Source organism: Gemella sp. (assembly GCF_057272915.1).
Genome location: NZ_DBHIUF010000002.1, coordinates 1 through 18,123 on the forward strand (window position 1 = coordinate 1; position 18,123 = coordinate 18,123).

The 18,123-nt window shown below is 31.9% G+C and carries 16 protein-coding genes and 1 pseudogene; 15 read left to right on the forward strand and 2 right to left on the reverse strand.

All coding sequences use genetic code 11. The features are described from left to right. Nucleotides 1-25: 25 nt before the first annotated feature. The 11 genes and pseudogenes from ACO6OL_RS00895 (at nucleotide 26) to ACO6OL_RS00945 (ending at nucleotide 10,276) form a co-directional block, all read left to right on the forward strand. Nucleotides 26-1,117 (forward strand): 5-methyltetrahydropteroyltriglutamate--homocysteine S-methyltransferase, encoded by a 1,092-nt coding sequence (locus ACO6OL_RS00895; RefSeq protein WP_485501800.1) that lies wholly within the window; start codon nucleotides 26-28, stop codon nucleotides 1,115-1,117. A gap of 476 nt (nucleotides 1,118-1,593) precedes the next feature. Beyond that, nucleotides 1,594-3,153 carry an ABC transporter substrate-binding protein gene (locus ACO6OL_RS00900; RefSeq protein WP_485501801.1) on the forward strand — a complete coding sequence of 520 codons (1,560 nt, stop codon included), beginning with the start codon at nucleotides 1,594-1,596 and terminating at the stop codon, nucleotides 3,151-3,153. Between the two features lie 195 nt (nucleotides 3,154-3,348). Next, nucleotides 3,349-4,305: an ABC transporter permease gene (locus ACO6OL_RS00905; protein WP_485501802.1), complete on the forward strand. Its 957-nt coding sequence runs from the start codon at nucleotides 3,349-3,351 to the stop codon at nucleotides 4,303-4,305. Between the two features lies 1 nt (nucleotide 4,306). Then, nucleotides 4,307-5,131 (forward strand): ABC transporter permease, encoded by an 825-nt coding sequence (locus ACO6OL_RS00910; RefSeq protein WP_485501803.1) that lies wholly within the window; start codon nucleotides 4,307-4,309, stop codon nucleotides 5,129-5,131. Between the two features lies 1 nt (nucleotide 5,132). After that, the gene (locus ACO6OL_RS00915) at nucleotides 5,133-5,999 is read left to right on the forward strand and encodes an ABC transporter ATP-binding protein (protein ID WP_485501804.1); all 867 of its coding nucleotides are present in this window, start codon (nucleotides 5,133-5,135) and stop codon (nucleotides 5,997-5,999) included. Beyond that, nucleotides 5,999-6,892: an ATP-binding cassette domain-containing protein gene (locus ACO6OL_RS00920; protein ID WP_485501805.1), complete on the forward strand. Its 894-nt coding sequence runs from the start codon at nucleotides 5,999-6,001 to the stop codon at nucleotides 6,890-6,892. Before ACO6OL_RS00915 ends, ACO6OL_RS00920 begins: the two co-directional genes overlap by 1 nt. 161 nt (nucleotides 6,893-7,053) lie before the next feature. Further along, entirely contained in the window at nucleotides 7,054-7,545 is a 492-nt protein-coding gene (gene ybaK / locus ACO6OL_RS00925) for a Cys-tRNA(Pro) deacylase (protein ID WP_485501806.1), read from the forward strand. A 159-nt stretch (nucleotides 7,546-7,704) separates the two neighbouring features. Continuing rightward, nucleotides 7,705-8,076 carry a hypothetical protein gene (locus ACO6OL_RS00930; RefSeq protein WP_485481027.1) on the forward strand — a complete coding sequence of 124 codons (372 nt, stop codon included), beginning with the start codon at nucleotides 7,705-7,707 and terminating at the stop codon, nucleotides 8,074-8,076. A gap of 391 nt (nucleotides 8,077-8,467) precedes the next feature. Continuing rightward, on the forward strand, nucleotides 8,468-9,256 hold the full coding sequence (locus tag ACO6OL_RS00935; RefSeq protein WP_485481028.1) for a TatD family hydrolase: 789 nt from the start codon (nucleotides 8,468-8,470) through the stop codon (nucleotides 9,254-9,256). Nucleotides 9,257-9,259: 3 nt separating this feature from the next. After that, nucleotides 9,260-9,640 (forward strand): annotated as a pseudogene (locus ACO6OL_RS00940) (ubiquitin-like domain-containing protein); the annotation flags it as partial. 42 nt (nucleotides 9,641-9,682) lie between these two features. Further along, nucleotides 9,683-10,276: a G5 domain-containing protein gene (locus ACO6OL_RS00945; protein ID WP_485501918.1), complete on the forward strand. Its 594-nt coding sequence runs from the start codon at nucleotides 9,683-9,685 to the stop codon at nucleotides 10,274-10,276. A 327-nt stretch (nucleotides 10,277-10,603) separates the two neighbouring features. Here ACO6OL_RS00945 and ACO6OL_RS00950 read toward each other — a convergent pair whose 3' ends face one another. Further along, nucleotides 10,604-10,864: a transporter gene (locus tag ACO6OL_RS00950; RefSeq protein ID WP_314160772.1), complete on the reverse strand. Its 261-nt coding sequence runs from the start codon at nucleotides 10,862-10,864 to the stop codon at nucleotides 10,604-10,606. A gap of 178 nt (nucleotides 10,865-11,042) precedes the next feature. On the opposite strand from ACO6OL_RS00950, the gene ACO6OL_RS00955 reads away from it, so the two are divergent. The 3 genes from ACO6OL_RS00955 to ACO6OL_RS00965 are packed head-to-tail and all read left to right on the forward strand — an operon-like array spanning nucleotide 11,043 to nucleotide 15,126. Beyond that, entirely contained in the window at nucleotides 11,043-11,843 is an 801-nt protein-coding gene (locus tag ACO6OL_RS00955) for a DUF1444 family protein (protein ID WP_485501807.1), read from the forward strand. Nucleotides 11,844-11,878: 35 nt separating this feature from the next. Then, entirely contained in the window at nucleotides 11,879-12,484 is a 606-nt protein-coding gene (gene ytpR / locus ACO6OL_RS00960) for a YtpR family tRNA-binding protein (RefSeq protein ID WP_485501808.1), read from the forward strand. 23 nt (nucleotides 12,485-12,507) lie between these two features. After that, the gene (locus ACO6OL_RS00965; protein WP_485501809.1) at nucleotides 12,508-15,126 is read left to right on the forward strand and encodes a hypothetical protein; all 2,619 of its coding nucleotides are present in this window, start codon (nucleotides 12,508-12,510) and stop codon (nucleotides 15,124-15,126) included. A 281-nt stretch (nucleotides 15,127-15,407) separates the two neighbouring features. On the opposite strand, the gene ACO6OL_RS00970 is transcribed toward ACO6OL_RS00965, so the two are convergent. Then, a complete protein-coding gene (locus tag ACO6OL_RS00970; protein WP_485501810.1) occupies nucleotides 15,408-16,178 on the reverse strand; it encodes a MurR/RpiR family transcriptional regulator in 771 nt (256 codons plus the stop codon). A gap of 238 nt (nucleotides 16,179-16,416) precedes the next feature. On the opposite strand from ACO6OL_RS00970, the gene ACO6OL_RS00975 reads away from it, so the two are divergent. Further along, entirely contained in the window at nucleotides 16,417-18,123 is a 1,707-nt protein-coding gene (locus ACO6OL_RS00975) for a PTS transporter subunit EIIC (RefSeq protein ID WP_314160767.1), read from the forward strand.

Here is an 18,123-nt window from a genome sequence, read left to right on the forward strand (position 1 = left end):
AGTTAACTTTATTTAAAACATCAGATTGTGTTTACACAAAAATCTTGACACTGCCAAATTCTCAAAAGGAGAATTATCACAAGAAGAATTAACTAGGGTAGAAGATAAAGTAATTACAGAATTAGTTGAAAAACAAATAGCAAATGGACTAAAAGGAGTAACAGACGGGGAGTTCCGTCGTGCGTACTGGCACCTAGACTTCTTTTGGGGACTTAACGGTGTAGAACATGTTCAAGGAGAAAAAGGTTACCCATTCAAAGGTATCGAAACTAAACCGGATACAGCAAAAGTATCAGGAAAAATCAGTGGAGAAAATCATCCATTTGTAGCACACTACAAATTCTTAAGAGACTTAGTAGCTGATAAAAAAGATGTGACTGTGAAATTAACAATTCCATCACCATCACAATTATACTTCGAGTTAATACGTACTGAAGATCACATTAAAGGATATGAAAAATTCTACCCAACATTTGAAGAATTAAAAGATGCGATTGTAGCAGCTTATAAACAAGTAATCGCAGACCTTTATAAAGAAGGATTACGAGTATTACAATTTGATGATTGTACATGGGGAGCATTAGCTGATGATGGATTTGCGAACCGTTTCCGTGACGCACGTCCATTAGAAGAAGTTCGTAGAGAATATGCAGCACGTTGTCTAGCTCTTAACAATGAAACAATAGAAGGAAAGCCAGGAGATTTAGCAATCAATACACACGTTTGCCGTGGTAACTTTGCTTCTAAATGGATTTCTCAAGGTGGATATCAAAATGTTGAAGATGAGCTACTTGCGGGAGAAAACGTAGATGCATACTACTTAGAATACGATACAGATCGTGCAGGAGATTTCAAGCCACTAGCAAAAGTTGGAAAAGATAAAAAAGTTGTTTTAGGATTAATTACATCTAAATTTGCAGATTTAGAAGATAAAGAAGAAGTAATCGCAAGAATTAAAGAAGCTAGCGAATATGTACCATTAGAAAACATCTACTTAAGTACACAATGTGGTTTTGCTTCTACAGAAGAAGGAAACGTGATTACTGAAGAAGATCAATGGAAGAAAATCGCCCTAATAAAAGAAATCGTAGAAGAAGTTTGGGGCACAGAAAATTAATAATACTTTAGGTACTGAACCAAAAGTCCTAAAATTTAACAAAGTTCATATGCGAACTCATAGACGCAGTGGTTTATTGATATCTAAAATCGCTTTATAAAAGCTTTTTAGATATTTAATAAACCACTGCGGAAAGTGACTCGACAAAATCCTGTTTCTACGAAGTCCCGATTTTTGAGGCACTCCCAACAAAAGAGTTATATAACTAATGTAAATAGCAAAAATAAGCACTTAAATTGACATCTTTATATATAATACAGTAAACTAAACTAGCATTGATTTCATTCGTTCAATGTTAAATAATATCTGGTTTTATTATTCTTATTATAAAATATAGTCTATTTAATTAATACATGAGTAGCAATGTAAGTCTCTCGCTGCCAAATAGGCAAATGTATTTAACCATTATTAAATAAGGGAAACCAAAATATTTCATAGTTTGAAAAATAGGACTTAAAATCAAGGAGGAAAAAAGAATGAAAAAGAACAAATTGTTTATAGGAGCACTAGCGTTAGTAATGAGTGTTGTAACAGCATGTAGTTCAAAAACGCAAAACACAATTACCACTTCTCAAGATAAAGATACTTTCACGTATGCTATTAGTGATGATCCATCATCAACTAACCCAATCAAGGTAAGTGACCGTTGGGGATTAACAATGACTAATATTATTTACTCACCATTAATCAAAGTTAATGGGGATGGTTCAAAAGAATATGCCTTAGCAGAATCTACTGAACTTGCAAAAGATGGTCTTAGTTTAAAAGTTAACTTAAGAAAAGATGTAAAATGGTCTGATGGACAAAAATTCACAGCTGATGATGTAGTCTTCACTTATCAAACAAAAGCTAAAAAAGAAAATGGAAACTTTAAAAACTTATGGATTGGTGACAAACCGATAACTATTGAGAAAGTAGATGACTACACTGTAGTATTTAAGTTCCCAGAACCAAGTGCAGCTGCGGCAAATAACATTGCAAATGAAACTTACATTATTCCAAAACACGTTTATGGAAATGTATCTGACTTCTCAGTTAAAGAATTAAAAGAAACACCAGTAGGAACTGGACCATACAAACTAGTAGAAAACAAACGTGGAGAATACATTAAATTTGAAGCGAATGAAAATTATTACAATGGTAAGCCAAAAGTTAAAAATGTAGTACTACGTATTATTAAAAGTGCTGATACTACAAAAGTAGCATTACAAAAAGGTGAGGTAGATGCAGCATATGTATTACCTGCTGCAATTAAAGATTTAGATTCTAAAAACATTGATACTTATCCTTACAGTGAAAACCGTATCGGATACTTAGGATTAAACACAAACACAGATGAATTAAAAGATGTTAAAGTTAGACAAGCTATTTTATACGCATTAAACAAAGAAGATATGAATAAAGCAGCTTACTTAGACAGTAAATACTACCAAAACCCTTATTCATTCTTACCACCGAAAAATCCATTCAATACTGATGATGTAGAGAAATATACTCAAAATGTTGAAAAAGCAAAATCACTATTAAAAGAAGCTGGAGTTTCTAACTTGAAACTTAACTTAGGATATGCAAGTAACGATGCTGCAAATACTATCCAAGCAACATTCATCCAACAACAACTACAGGCAGTAGGAATCAATGTAGAGCTTCGTGGTGGAGATGAAACAGCTATCTTTACAGAGTTAAGAAAACCTGGTTCTAAAGCTTACAACCTATTCTTAGGTGGATATATCATGGGTAACGATCCTGATTTATACTCTAAGCTATTTGGATCAAATGGTACTTCAAATTACTTCCAATACAGAAGTGAAAAAGTTGATGGATTATTCAAACAAGGTGCAGCTGAACTAGATGAAACTAAACGTAAAGAAGTGTACAAAAACCTTCAACAAGAAATTGCTAACCAAGCATACCTATACCCAATCGTAGATAACCAAAAAATCTTAGCGGTTAATAAACGTGTTGGAAATGTTAATGATGCTAAGTTAGTGCCAATCTACACATTTGATGATTTATCAAAAATTACTCTTAAATAGTAATAGTAGTGGAAAATAAAATATAGTGTGAGGGGGAGTACGATAAAATCCTATTTATAATAAGATTTTATAGTATCTCCCTCGCTTTGTTAGTTTTAAGGGAAACGTTCATTTATAATTTATAACAAAGAGATTTGTGATAAATTATAAATGAATTTCATAGAAATATAGTAATTAAAATTTAAAGGAGAATGTATGATTCGATATATTTTGAAACGTATATTACAAGCAGTACCATTACTTTTAGTAATATCGTTTATAGTATTTACTTTAATACATTTAGCACCATATGATGCTATTGATGCACAGATAACGTCGAATATGTCACAAGAAGAAATTAATATTCTTCGTGAGCAAAGTGGGCTTAATAAACCATTCTTAATTCAGTATGTGGATTGGTTAGGGCAAATATTAAGTGGAAACTTCGGGCACTCATTAGTAACTCATAATAGTGTAGGAGAGGAAATTCTAGCGAAAATACCTAATACAATATCATTAGTATTACCAGCATATGTAACAGCATTAGTGATTGCGATAGTATTAGGATTATTAGCGGCTGCAAATAAAGGTAACTGGCAAGATAAACTTATCGATGCTGTAGCTTCACTTGGAATAGCTACTCCATCATTTTGGATAGCGATGATATTCATCTATGTTTTAGGATACCAGTTAAACTTATTCCCAATAATAGGAATGCACACAATTGGTAAAGAGAGCGATTTTGGTGATTTCTTATCACACTTTATCATGCCTTATCTAACTTTAACAATTGTATTCTTTGCAGAGCTTACACGTTATGTAAGGTCTTCAGCTTTAAGTCAAACAAATGAAGAGTATGTAGTAGTTCAACAAGCTTTTCAAGCGACAAAAACTCAAATTTTCACAAGGCATATTATAAAAAACGTACTAATTCCGGTAATAACTCAAGTAGGTATGTCACTGCCGATGTTAGTAACTGGAGCGATTATTACAGAAACAGTATTTAGTTGGCCAGGAATTGGACCATATATTACACAAGCAACTAGAGCGTTAGATTACCCTATAATAATGGCTGTAATGTTACTATCAGCTACATTAGTAATAGTAGGTAATTTAATTTCAGACATACTGTATTCGATAGTAGATCCTAGAATTAGAAGGGGAGGTAAGTAAGATGAAAAGATTTATTAAAACTACTAAAAGTTCAAAGATTTATATTTTTTCACTTATTTTTATAGCAATATTAGTTTTTGTTTCGTTAATTGCTCCTTTAATTCCTATTGATCCAGCGGCTACTGATGTAGCGAATCTATCTCAATCACCAAGTTTACAACATTTATTCGGAACTGATGAGGTAGGTCGTGATTACTTCATTCGTGTAATCTATGGAGGTCGTATTTCTCTTATAGTAGGTTTACTAGCGATGGTAACTTCCGTAACAATCGGAACGATAGTAGGGCTTATCGCAGGTTATGTTGGTGGAGTTGTTGATAGTTTACTTATGCGTTTAGTCGATGTATTATCATCTATTCCATGGTTAGTATTAGTAATCGTCCTAAGCGTATTTTTAAAACCGGGAATTGATTCAATAATTATAGTAATAGGATGTTTTTCTTGGATGCGTCTTGCGAGATTAGTTCGAGCAGAAACTCTATCGGCAAAGGAATATGACTATGTAGTATATAGTAGATTTAGCGGTGTAAAAACTATCTCTATTCTAAAGAAACATATTATTCCAGCTATAATACCAACTTTAGTAGTAGCGGCAAGTGCCTCAATAGCTAACGCAATAATGACAGAAGCGGCACTTAGTTTCTTAGGTCTTGGTATTCAACAACCTATGACTTCTTGGGGAACATTACTACAAAATGCACAACAAAGTCTACAACGTGCTCCTCATATGGCTATCATCCCTGGATTATTTGTAATGTTAACAATTTATTCATTCAATAATATTGGTAACTTACTTACAAAATATATTCAAAAGGAGGGAGAATAGTATGACAAATATAGTAGAATTAAAAAATCTAACGGTTAATTATAAACCAAATAAAGAAGTAGATAAACAGTTAATACACGGTATCGATATTAATTTTAGAAAAGGTCATATCACTGGTGTTGTTGGTGAATCAGGTAGTGGAAAAAGTATTCTGATGCGTAGCATAATGTCTATTCTTCCTAACAATATTTTTGATAAAAATGATAAGTTTATCTTTGATAGAAAGGAAGTTAAGAAGGGTGAAAAGTTACCAATCTCTATGATTTTCCAAAATCCTATGACTTCATTAGATCCAGTTAGAACGATTGGTTTTCACTTAATAGAAGTAATAGAAAGATTCCAAAATAAGTCTAAAGAAGAAGCAAAAAAATTAGCAATAGAGCAACTTGAAAAAGTAGGAATTCTTAATGCACCGCTTAGAATGGAACAATATCCACATGAATTATCTGGTGGTATGCGTCAAAGAATATTAATAGCTATGGCATTACTTGCAAATCCTAAGTTATTGGTAGCAGATGAACCTACAACTGCTCTAGACGTTACGGTTCAAGCACAGATTTTATCTCTTATTAAAAAATTACAAAAAGAAACAGAACTTAGTGTAGCATTAGTCAGCCATGATTTTGGCGTAATAGCTGGAATGTGTGACTATGTGTATATTATGTATAGAGGTAGAGTTGTCGAAAAAGGAAATGTTGAAGAAATCTTCAGCAATGCACAACACCCATATACAAAACAACTTCTTGCAGCGGCAAGATTAGAAAATACTAATAATGAACTTTTGACTGTTGATTATAAGGAAGATGACAAACACTATACTTGGCAAAAACTTAGCGATACTCATGAGTATCTGAAAGAGGTGGAGTAATGAGTAAAGAGTATTTAAAACTAAAAAATGTACGAAAAGTTTATAAGTCTAAAGGAATGGATAAAGAAGTCAAAGAAACTATAGCTGTTAATGATATTAGTTTAGATATTTATAAAGCTGAGACGCTAGCTGTAGTAGGTGAATCTGGAAGTGGAAAGACTACCCTAGGTAAGGGGATTTTAAATATTGATCCATTCATATCAGGAGAAGTTTTTGTAGAAGGTAATGAAAAGTCTTTAACAAAAATGTCAAAAAAAGAGCTTGCAGAAGTATATAGCAAAATGCAAATTATATTCCAAGATCCTTATTCATCACTAAATCCGCGAATGAGTGCTTTAGATATAGTTATGGAAGCTTTACACAAAGAGGATAAAGAAACAGCGAAGAAAAAAGCGTTAGAAATATTAGAGTTTGTAGGGATTTCTAATGAGGATGCGTTAAAATTATCAAATGCTTTTAGTGGAGGGCAACGTCAACGTATTGGTATTGCTCGTGCAGTTGTAACAAGACCAGATTTTATTTTATGCGATGAACCGACTTCTGCTTTAGATGCTTCAACACAAGCACAGGTAATTAATTTATTAAAAGATTTACAAGAAAAATTTTCTCTAACATATTTATTCATCTCACATAACTTAGGTGTAGTAGAGTATATCGCAGATAGAATAGCTGTAATGTATAGAGGTAATCTAGTAGAATTAGGAACAACAGCACAGATTATGAAAAATCCGCAGCACGTTTATACAAAACGTCTTTTAAGTTCTATGCCGATTATTGATCCGATAAGAGCTAGAAAGATGTTCGAAGAATTTGAAGTTAGTGCAGAGGAGATAGTAATAACTGGTAGTGAAAAATTCGAAGAAGTTGAAGAAGGACACTTTGTGTTAAAATAAGAATAGGAATACCAACCTAGTAGATAAGTGAGAGAATCTAAATTTTGTGATTGGTATTTTTGAAAATTATTTAAAACAGTTTTTGACAGTAAGCAAAGTTTGGAGTAAAATATTAGTTATAATTTATAACTAATGAAGAAGTTAAATAATGAGGTACAAATATGAGTAAGAAAAAAGACTTAAAAACTAATGCGATGAGATTTTTGGATGAGAATGGTGTAGAATATAATCATTTTGAATTTGATGCAGAAAGTGATGCTGCGAAGACTGGTGTAGGAGTAGCTGATATTATTGGGCGAGAGCACAATCAAGTGTTTAAGACAATTATGACTACAGATGGTAAAGGTAACTATATAGTTGGAGTACTTATGAGTGAAGATAGTATAAACTTCAAGAAACTGGCTAAAGCAGCAGGAGTGAAAAGTTTATCAATGTTACCACTTAAAGATCTGACAAAAATTACAGGATATGTAAAAGGTGGTTGCTCACCATTTGCGATGAAAAAACTATTTCCGACTTTTGTAGATGAAAAATGTCGTGAAGTTGAAACGATTATTATCTCTGCAGGTAAAGTAGGTCATCAAGTAGAAGTAAAACCAGAGGTACTAGAGCAACTTATCGGCGCTCAAGTAATAGACTTTAAAGCTGAATAATATAAAAAGAACGACTTTAAATAGTGATGTGCTTTCTAAAATTTAGAGCAGATTTATATTTAAAGTCATTTTTTATAAAAAACATCGAGAAAAGGTTTGCATCGATAAAAAAAAGGAGTATAATATTAGTAAAATAAGTAGTTGGGGAGGTGCATACTTATGAAAAAAAATATTAAAATAGGAGCAATGAGTTTATTATTAGTACTGCTTCCAGGAAGCTTAGGAGTTGGTACAGTCTATTCTTCATCAGGTGAAAATACTAATGCGAATGAAGAAAATACAATATATCAAAAAAACAATGCAGTTGGAGTAGATAAAAGTCCAATTGTGAATAATTCTGAAAATACTGGAGAGAAGATTTCTAAAAGTATTCCCTATGACTATCCTGTAGGTTCAGCATATCCAACAAGTGTAAATTATAGTCAATTTTATGATGGGAGTGGTTGGGCTTCAGGTACATTATACTTCAGTGATATTTATCCAATAGGGAATGGTAAAGTACGTGTTTGGTACCATGGAGAACTAAATTAAATATAATAAACTCATTTTATAGAGATGTCTTAGAGTGTTTAAATGCTCTAAGACATTTTCTTTTGTGGGAGTGATTCAATATCGTATTTTCAGAGAAATTGATTTTGTCTTGTCCCCTCGCAAAGTTTATTAGTACTTTTATAAAGTGAAATTATATATAAAGAAACAGATGTGTTTAAATTTTTTTTAAATATAGACCTTTTAGGTTAGTTGCTTAAAAAATTAGAAATAATTGTTGAAAAAAGACAATAATTCTCCCTAAATATTTTTGAAAACGTATAAAGTAACAATATTTACGTTAATTGAAAATGTATTGTAACATAATTGAAATAGTTTAGATATTTTAATGAAACGTTGTTTTGGTATAATCTTAAGAGTAAGGAGGCGTGGTATGTTATTTGATACACATGCGCATCTAAATGATGATGCTTATTTAGAAGACTTAGAAGAAACTATTATCCGTGCGAAAGAAGCGGGAGTAAAATTAATAAACATAGTTGGTTTCGATGATAAAAGTATAGAAAAAGCACTAGAAATCACAGCTAAATATGACTTTTTATATTTAACAGTAGGTTGGCACCCAGTAGAAGCAATTGACTTTACAGAAGAAAAATATGAAATGATAAAAAAAATTGCTTTAACAAATGATAAAGTAGTAGCCATCGGTGAGATTGGTCTAGATTATCACTGGGATAAAAGCCCAAAGGATGTTCAAAAAGAAGTATTTAGAAGACAAATTCAACTAGCAAAAGAAGTAAAAAAACCAATAGTAATTCATACACGTGATGCTATGGCAGACACAATACAAATACTTCAAGAAGAAAAAGCTAGTGAAATTGGTGGAATAATGCATAGCTTTTCTGGTTCTGTAGAAAGCATGAATATTATGCTAAAAGAGAACTTCTATATTTCACTAGGTGGACCAGTAACATTTAAAAATGCAAAAACACCTAAAGAAGTAGCAAAAGCTTGTCCATTAGATAAGTTATTGATTGAAACGGATTGTCCGTACTTAACACCAACACCATATAGAGGCAAAAGAAACGAACCTGCATATGTGCACTATGTAGCACAAGAAATTGCAGATCTTAAAGAAATGTCGTATGAACAACTAACAAAACAAACATTCAATAATGCATGTACGTTGTTCGGATTAGAAGATAAAAAGGAGATTGATTAATACATGAAATTAGGTAGAATTATAGCCGCAGCGGCAACATCGGGATTATTATTATCGGGAGCTTTCGTAGTAGCGGAAGAATACACAGGGCACAATGTTTTCGCCGTAAACTTAGATAATAGTAACAAAATTGAGTTAAAAACTAAAAAAGGAACAGTTAGAGAAATTCTTATCGCTAACGATATTCCTTTTGGTGCAGACGATAGAGTAGAACCAGGATTAGATACAAAAGTAAGCGGTGGGGAAACTATCAGCATCTATAAAGCTCATGAAGTAACAATCGTTGATGGAGATACAACTACGGTAAGAAAAACTACTTACAAAAAAGTTGAAGATATCTTAAAAGAATTAAACATTACCCTTGGTGAAAAAGATGAAGTTACACCAGGATTAAACAGTGAAGTAGCTACAGTTGATACAATTAAAATTGCTAGAACTGGAAAAACTACTGAAACTAAAAAAGAAGTAATCAAATTCGAAACAAAAGAAGAAAAAGATGATTCTAAATATGTAGATGAAAAAGTTACAAAAGTTGAAGGTAAAAACGGTGAGAAAGAAGTTACTTACAACGTTGTAAGAGAAAAAGGTAAAGAAGTATCTAGAGAAGTTGCTTCTGAGAAAGTAATCACTGAAGCTACAGCTAAAGTTGTAGTAGTAGGAACTAAACAACGTCCAGCAGCTCAACAACAAGAAGTAGCGACACAACAATCTTACGCAGCACCAGCTCAATCATATTCAGCACCAGGTGGATCTGTTGTATTATCAAATGGTAACACTGCAGGTGCAGATGGAGCAGCAGCAGCTCAAGAAATGGCTCGTCGTACTGGAGTACCAGCATCAACTTGGGAACACATCATCGCTCGTGAATCAAATGGTCAAGTAGGAGCTAGAAATGCTTCTGGAGCTAGTGGATTATTCCAAACAATGCCTGGATGGGGATCTACAGCAACAGTTCAAGATCAAATCGATGCAGCAACTCGTGCATATCAAGCACAAGGTTTATCAGCTTGGGGAATGTAATAAATAAGTAAAAGAAGACGATTAATCGTCTTCTTTATTTTTTTGTTTTTTATTCTTTTTTGTAAGATAAGAACCCAGAGCTCCACCTATACCGCCACATACCATACAAATTATTACTATTGTTGGAATATACATTTTAATTTCCCCCTTTATTTGTTATATCTATTTCTTGGTAATATAATACACAAGATTTTGCTATCCCTTTATACTTATAAAGTAGCATAAACAAAGCAAGAAATCAAGTCTTATAATGATAAAGAATATATGATAGCTTACAGAAAATAACAAAAGTACTTAAATAATCCTACATGATTAATTTAAGTACTTTTATTTCACATCGAAATCAACAGAGTCGATATTTGCGATTAATTTATTTTTTATAAACCAAATTAATGATAATACATAAACTGTATATGTGAAAAATAAGAAGCTAGAAAAAAGAGTGATCTTAGGTTTTTTTAATAGTAAAAAATTTATAAGGATAATTACTATATAAGCTATAAAAGCAACTATTAATCTTCTTGTATTCTTATTAATCCAGTTATTGTATTTTGTTTGTAATTCGGCTCTTTTTATTTCTATATCCATAAAAAATCCTCCGAAGTATATATATAAAATTATAACAAAATAAAACTAAAGGTGCAATAAAATATATACACTGTAAAAAAGTGAATAATATTTGTATATATTGCTTAATTGTGTTGATTGAATGCGAATGAATATGGTATAATTAAGTTGCCGTATTATACACAAAATAGGAGGCAGTATGTCTTATTCAAGAGATTATATATTTGAAAAAATAATAGAAAAACTACCTACTTTAAAAATTCATGAGAGGCGAGAAAGAGAAAGCAGTGTTTTTATTTTAGAATATGAAAATCGCCGTGCTAAGATTGATATAGATAGTTTTATAAGGAAGTTAGGAGATAAAAAAACTAGCGAAAGTGACAAGAAGATAGAAGAATTTGTTTACTACATAGTAGGAAACTTCAATGCACAAAAAAAACTTTCTATAGATGATATAACTGAGGATGAATTATTGGGAAATATTTTTCCAGTGGTTCGAGCTAGTAGTTTTAACAAAGATAACGAGAAAAATCTTGTTAGTTTTTATCATACAAATGAAACTAGAATATATTTAGCTTATGATTTTAAAGATGGTTATAAATTATTAGATGGTAGTTTTTTAAGTAGATTTTCTAAAACTGAAGAAGAATTTTTAGGATATGCTAAATATAATTTAGAAAAACTACCACTTAAGTATAATGTGGATGAAGTTGCAGGAAATAAATTCTATTTCCTAAATGCAAAAGACGGTTACGATGGGGCGAGAATAATCGATAAAAATGTCTTGAATTACTTTTATGACAAAATAGGTGATTCATTCTATGTAGGGTTACCTCATCAAGATACATTGATAATTGCAGAGGTACAGAATAAGCAAGGACTAGAAATTTTGCAGAAGATGATGGTGCATTTTTTCACAGAAGGTCTAGTACCGATAACAACAATAACGTTTAAATACGATGGAAAAGAACTAGAGAGTTATTTTATTTTTGTAGAATAATTTTAAAATTAAAATTTATTATAGGAGAGAGATTCATGTTATTTTTTTACAATAAGAAGATGTTAGGAGAAACATTATTAATTACTATTCAAAGTAAGGAAGAGGTAACATACGAAGATAAGAAGAATATTACACTAATTAAAGATGAAAATGGCGCTTTAGTAGGATTAAATATTTTTAATGTTGAGAACTTAAAATTAGATGGAGAAGGTAGTATCGACTTAACAGAAGAGCAAAAAGAAATCCTTCAAAAACGATTAGAAAAAAATGGAATTAAAATTGACCTAGAAGGTAATAATGATGAGTTCTTTGTAGTTGGGGAAGTTTTAAGTTGTGAAAAACACCCAGACGCAGATAAATTAAAAGTAACAGAAGTAAAAGTTAATGAAGAAGAAACACTACAAATTGTATGTGGTGCTCCAAATGTAGAGGCAGGACAAAAGGTAGTAGTAGCTCTAAGTGGAGCAATGATGCCAAGTGGTCTATTAATTAAAAAATCAAAACTACGTGGAGTTGAATCAAATGGTATGCTATGTTCAAAACGTGAACTAGGATTACCACAAGAAGAAGCGAGAGGTATTTTAGTATTAGATGCAGATACTAAAGTAGGAACTCGCGTGAAAGATTTGAATCTTAAATAAAATCTAATTAGGAGGTGTGAAATATGGTAAATTGGAAAAAATGGTTTTTAGAAGAAAACGAAGATGAGATATACGAAGAAAGCACAGCTAAAAAAGAGAAAAAAGACGATTTAGCTGAACGTAGGGAAAAAAGAGCTGAAAACAGAAGAAAAGAAAGAGTTTATCTTGATGAAGATGAGGATTTCGAAATAGATTTTAGTTCTAATAAAACTAAAAACTCATTTGATGAGGATGAATTTAGTTCACAACGTAGTACTAGAAAACGTGACGAGAAAGAATCTAAAAAGATTGAAGATTATGAAGAAGTTAATCTTGATGATTTCGAAGTAGATAACTATGATGACTTTGAAGATTATGAAGATGATTACGAAGAAGATTTGAAGCAAGAGAAAAAATTTAAAAAAGAAAATGGCTTTATTTCTAAACTTAAAGGATTATTCAGTTCTAATAAAAAAGAAGATGAAGAGTTCTTAGATGATGAATATCTAGATGAAGAAGACGAAGATGATGAGGCTGAGGATTATAAAACATATTTAGAGCGTCAGAAACGTGAACAAAGACAAAAATCTAGAGTAGCAGAAAAAGACTATGAAGACGACTATGAAGAAAATGAGAAAAAAGTAGGATTCTTCTCAAGACTTAAAGATAAATTGTTCAATGTGAGTGACGATGAAATTGATCAAGAAGAACTAGATGCCGTGTTAGATGATTTTGAAGAAGACTTTGGAGAAGATAAAAATCTTGATAAGAAAAAAGCTCAATCAAAAGTAGAAAAAATAGAAGAATCTGAGGATGAACTTGAAATTGAGTTTGTAGAACAAGAAAAAGAACAGAAAGTAACACCTAAGTTTGAAGAAATTGATATTACCGAATATGAAGAAAAAGAAGAGGTAGTCTCAAAGGCTAAAGTAACGGATTTAGGTGATGCATTGAAAAAACTTGGAGTAACAGGTTCTGAAATACGCGATGTTGACATCTTTGATGAAAATCCACCGAGAAGAACGCATCCGACGCTGGCAGCTGTTAGAACTAAGAGATTAAAACAAGATCATAAAATTGATTCTCTAGGAGACAGTGTAGTACTAGGTAAAGATAGCAGTGAGTTGAAAGAAGAAGTAGCAGGTAAATTTAAAGAGCAAGTCAAAGAAGAAGCTTCTGTTCAAGAAGAAAGAGTCACTAAGAATAAAGAGGCAAGACAAGAATTCGAAGAAAACTTTAATGCTCTTGAGAGAAGAAGTGATAAAATCGAAAAAAACAATCCGTTATATGCTAAGAAAAATGAAAAATTAGACGGTATTTTCGATGAAATTCGTGCTAAAGAAAACAAAACTCATGAAAAAGAAACTCCTGAACTTGAAGTTAGAGAACTAGATGCAGAAGGAAGTCGTCGTGAGAAACTTAAATATACTTCTGTAAATGATATACTAGAAGGTGCTGAAGATTTATTTGAAGATGATATTGATAGAGTTAGTAAAAAACTTATGGGTGACAGATTTGAAGAAAGTCAAGAGGTTACAGAGGATGTAGAAAACTTCAGAAAAGGTTTATACGAAGGTAAAAAGGCTGAAAGTATTCAAGAAAAAACAGCTTTAGATGAACTAATAGAAACTGAGAATATAGATATTTCTCCGAAAAAAGAAGAGACTCTACCTGAAATTGAAGAACTGAATGAAAACCTAGAAGATTTAAGAAAAGATAAAAAAGAAGAGTCTTATGTAGATTTAGTTCAAGAAGCAGCTAAGATAAAAGATATTGAAGTAGAGGAGTATGAAGAATTCAAAGATGTCAAAAAAGATAAATTATCAGGTTATAGCGATTACCATTTAGATGAAGAGGAAATCGAAGAACTTGAAGAACAAAATTACCTTGAAGAGTCAGTTGATTCAGTAAACATCGATAGCTTATTAAGAGAAGTATCACCAAATAATAAAGTTGTTAAAGTTACTAATGATGTAGATAAGTTCACTGATGAGAAAGTTGTTCCTAAGGAAGTTGCAGAGAAGAGATTAGAGGATATTAAATCTTATGAAGAAGCAAGTAAAGAAGAAGAGGAAGAACGTGGAATTGAATATATAGAAAAATTATATACTAATGACGTTTCTGAATACTTCGATAAAGGAAATGGTGCTAAACTAGGTGAATATAAAACAGTTGATTACGGTTATAGACCTGTAAGTAAAGAGAAAATAGAAAATAATCAGAAAATACTTGATGCTATTTTTGAAAAATATTCTTCATCAGGATTATCAACATCTACTAGATCAGTAACTGGACAAATGATGAGTTCAAATACTATTACACCGAAACCGCGTAGCGTAGGAAAATTCAAGCCGTCACCAGTATATTCATCTGTTTATGGTTCAGCATCACGCAATACGCTAGAAAGTTCAAAAAAACAAGTAGGTATATCAACTACTGGGCTTTCTATTAATGAACCTGTAAAAACTACTACTTCAGAAGTAAAAAAAACTGAAAAGCAATCAGTAGAAAAAAAAGTAGTAGAATCTAAAGAAATAGACGGTGCAGTGAAAAATAATGCAAATATATATAAAGAAATAGCTTCACAAGAGGAAACTGTCTGGAATATAGGTTCCGCTAAACGTGTTCCTAAAAGTAAGGTTAAAAGTAAAAAGACTAATTAAAACATAAGAAAAGGAGGTGAGATAAGTTCACCTCCTTTTTGTGATTTGTTGTTAAATTTGATGAATGAAAAAAATCATAAATCAAATAAGATAAGAGAGTGGGAGTGACCCAAAAATCACGATTTCAAAGAAACAAGATTTTGTCGAGTCCTCCGCACAGTTTAGTAGATATCTAAAAAGCTTTTATAAAGCAAATTTAGATATCAATAAATCACTGTGTTTATGAGTTATAATATATACTTTTTTTTAAAATTTAGGATTTTTGAATCACTACCTTTTTATTAATCGATTACATATTCTCCGGGACTGATAGTGTTAACGATAGTTTCAAATAAAATAATTCCAACTACACTTAGCATTAGACGAGAGCGGATTTTTTTTCTGTTTTTTGGTGCATCATAGACTTTAATCAAATGATCACTCATTTTGGCTAGAGTACTGTTCGCAAGACTTGTGATTGATAAAATAGTTGTACCGTTTTGTTTAGCTTCTAAAACACAATCATTGATAACCGTAGTCTCTCCGCTAAGAGAAAATACCAATAGGACATCATCCTTTTTGCAAATATCAGGGATTCTTTTAATAGAATAGTGTTCAAAATAATCATTTGACCAAAGATTAATTAGTTTAAGTTTTCTATTAAAATCACTCATGACCATGTAACTTGATCCACTACCTACGCAAAATATACGACGAGCATTTATTATTTTATTGGCAAAAATATCGAAATCATCTTGATTCAGTATAGACATTGTCCTAGAAAATTCAACGCTAAGCTGTTCTTTTAAAGAAAGGAAGGTAGAGGCCGTTGAGTTTTTATTCTTTTTAGCTAGTTCCTTACTCATTTTTAAATCATATTTTAAATCGATAAAGGTATTATAACCTAATTTTTTACAAGCACGAATTACAGTAGAAGATGAAACAAGAACAGTCTGTTTAATTTCCTTTAAGGTCGTGTGTTCGATATTATCTTGTTTCATTAGATAATCTATAGCTTGTTGTTCTGAAATAGATAGTTTATCATAGTTATTTTTTAAATTGTCAAAAAACATAAGTTGCCTCCGAGAGTAAAATTTATTAATCAATTTCCTTTTCTTTACTCAGTATTATGTATCATAACATAAAAATTTAGAAAATAAAAGCTATTTTTAAAGCGATTTACATAGTCTAGTAAAATTTTACTGAATTAGTAATTAATTACAAAGAAAGAAATTTTTAGGCAAAACAGGAAAAATCGTTTTCAAATTTGGTATAATATGGCTAGACAAAATTATAAAAGGAGAAAAGGTAATGGCAAAGAAAAAAAATAAATTCGTCTCTGCTTTTGAGCAATTCGGACGTTCGTTCTTATTACCAGTATCTGTACTTCCTGGTGCAGGTATTATTAAAGGAATTGGGACTGCCTTCAGTAATTCAAACACATTAAAAATGTTCCCAGTATTAAAAAATGACATTATTCAGTTTATTATGAAATTTCTAATTGTATTAGGGGATACAGCATTTAATAACTTACCGATTATTTTTGCGGTTGGTGTAGCTGTAGGTTTAGCAAAACGTGAAAAAGGTTCTGCTGCACTTTCTGGTTTATTAGGATTTATCGTATTACACTACGTACTTAACTTCCTATTAGTACAAAGTCACAAATTAGTAGATACTAGCAAATTATCAAGTAATGAAGCCAAATTAGCATTATCTAATGCCATGCAGACAAAAGTTCTTGGTATTCAAACAATGGACCTTAGTGTCTTCGGAGGTATCATCGTAGGTATAGTAGTATACTTCGTTCATAAGTGGGCTGTTAAAGTTCAACTACCAACAGTTATTGGATTCTTCAGTGGACCACGTTTCGTACCTATCGCAACTATCGTAATCATGTCAGCTGTAGCAACTGGATTATTCTTCGTATGGCCTCCAGTACAAAAAGGTATCAGTGTATTATCAATCTTTATCCTTAAATCTGGACCTATTGGAACATTCTTATATGGTTTAGTTGAAAGAGCATTATTACCATTCGGTCTTCACCACGGTCTGAACTGGCCAGTTCGTACAACAGAATTAGGTGGAGCTTGGGAAATTGGTGGACAACGTGTAGTTGGTACAATCAACGCTTACTTATCATCACTAGCTGATCCAAATGTACAACACGTAGATCCAAGTATTACAAGATTCAATGGTGGTAAATTCGTTTACTTTATGTTCGGTCTTTCTGGTGCAGCTTATGCAATGTATAAAACTGCCGATGAGAAAAAACGTAAAGTTGTAGGTTCATTATTATTCGCAGCAGCTGGTACTTCATTCTTAACAGGTATCACAGAACCAATCGAATTTACATTCTTATTCGTAGCGCCAATTCTTTATGTAGTACACGCATTTTTAGCAGGTTCAGCATTATTCGTAATGCACATGCTAGGAGCTGGAGTTGCTACTCCAACTGGACACGGATTTATTAACTGGGTAATCTACGGAGTACTTCAAGGTCCTAAAACAGCTTGGTGGTTAGTACCAATCGTAGGTGTGGTTTACTTCTTTATCTACTACATTGTATTCAGATTTATGATTGTTAAATTTGACCTTAAAACACCTGGTCGTGAAGATAGTGATGAAGTTCGTTTATCTAACAAAAATGAAGCTCGTGCTAAACTTGGTGTAGAAATCGCTACAATTGGTAAAGAAGAACCAAAAACAACTGATTTAACAACTGCTGGTGATGATGAAGTAATGGAAACAGTACAAAAAACACCAGAAGGAATTAGAAAACAAGCTACTGAGCTAATCAAAGCACATGGTGGTCCAGATAACATCGAAGCTGTAGATGCTTGTATAACTCGTTTAAGAATCAATGTTAAAGATAAGAGTGTAGTAGACCAAGAACGTATTACAACGAAACTTGGAGCTATGGGATTTGCAGAAAGTGATATGCAAATGCAATCAATTTATGGATCTCATGCTAATGTATTAAAAATGGAAATCCAAGACATGCTTGGTATGGAGGAATAG

Bases quoted from the DNA above. Each gene is read 5' to 3' on its own strand.
- ACO6OL_RS00900 (WP_485501801.1), top strand. From the start codon at position 1,594: ATGAAAAAGAACAAATTGTTTATAGGAGCACTAGCGTTAGTAATGAGT.
- ACO6OL_RS00905 (WP_485501802.1), top strand. From the start codon at position 3,349: ATGATTCGATATATTTTGAAACGTATATTACAAGCAGTACCATTACTT.
- ACO6OL_RS00910 (WP_485501803.1), top strand. From the start codon at position 4,307: ATGAAAAGATTTATTAAAACTACTAAAAGTTCAAAGATTTATATTTTT.
- ACO6OL_RS00915 (WP_485501804.1), top strand. From the start codon at position 5,133: ATGACAAATATAGTAGAATTAAAAAATCTAACGGTTAATTATAAACCA.
- ACO6OL_RS00920 (WP_485501805.1), top strand. From the start codon at position 5,999: ATGAGTAAAGAGTATTTAAAACTAAAAAATGTACGAAAAGTTTATAAG.
- ybaK (WP_485501806.1), top strand. From the start codon at position 7,054: ATGAGTAAGAAAAAAGACTTAAAAACTAATGCGATGAGATTTTTGGAT.
- ACO6OL_RS00930 (WP_485481027.1), top strand. From the start codon at position 7,705: ATGAAAAAAAATATTAAAATAGGAGCAATGAGTTTATTATTAGTACTG.
- ACO6OL_RS00935 (WP_485481028.1), top strand. From the start codon at position 8,468: ATGTTATTTGATACACATGCGCATCTAAATGATGATGCTTATTTAGAA.
- ACO6OL_RS00950 (WP_314160772.1), bottom strand. From the start codon at position 10,864: ATGGATATAGAAATAAAAAGAGCCGAATTACAAACAAAATACAATAAC.
- ACO6OL_RS00955 (WP_485501807.1), top strand. From the start codon at position 11,043: ATGTCTTATTCAAGAGATTATATATTTGAAAAAATAATAGAAAAACTA.
- ytpR (WP_485501808.1), top strand. From the start codon at position 11,879: ATGTTATTTTTTTACAATAAGAAGATGTTAGGAGAAACATTATTAATT.
- ACO6OL_RS00965 (WP_485501809.1), top strand. From the start codon at position 12,508: ATGGTAAATTGGAAAAAATGGTTTTTAGAAGAAAACGAAGATGAGATA.
- ACO6OL_RS00970 (WP_485501810.1), bottom strand. From the start codon at position 16,178: ATGTTTTTTGACAATTTAAAAAATAACTATGATAAACTATCTATTTCA.
- ACO6OL_RS00975 (WP_314160767.1), top strand. From the start codon at position 16,417: ATGGCAAAGAAAAAAAATAAATTCGTCTCTGCTTTTGAGCAATTCGGA.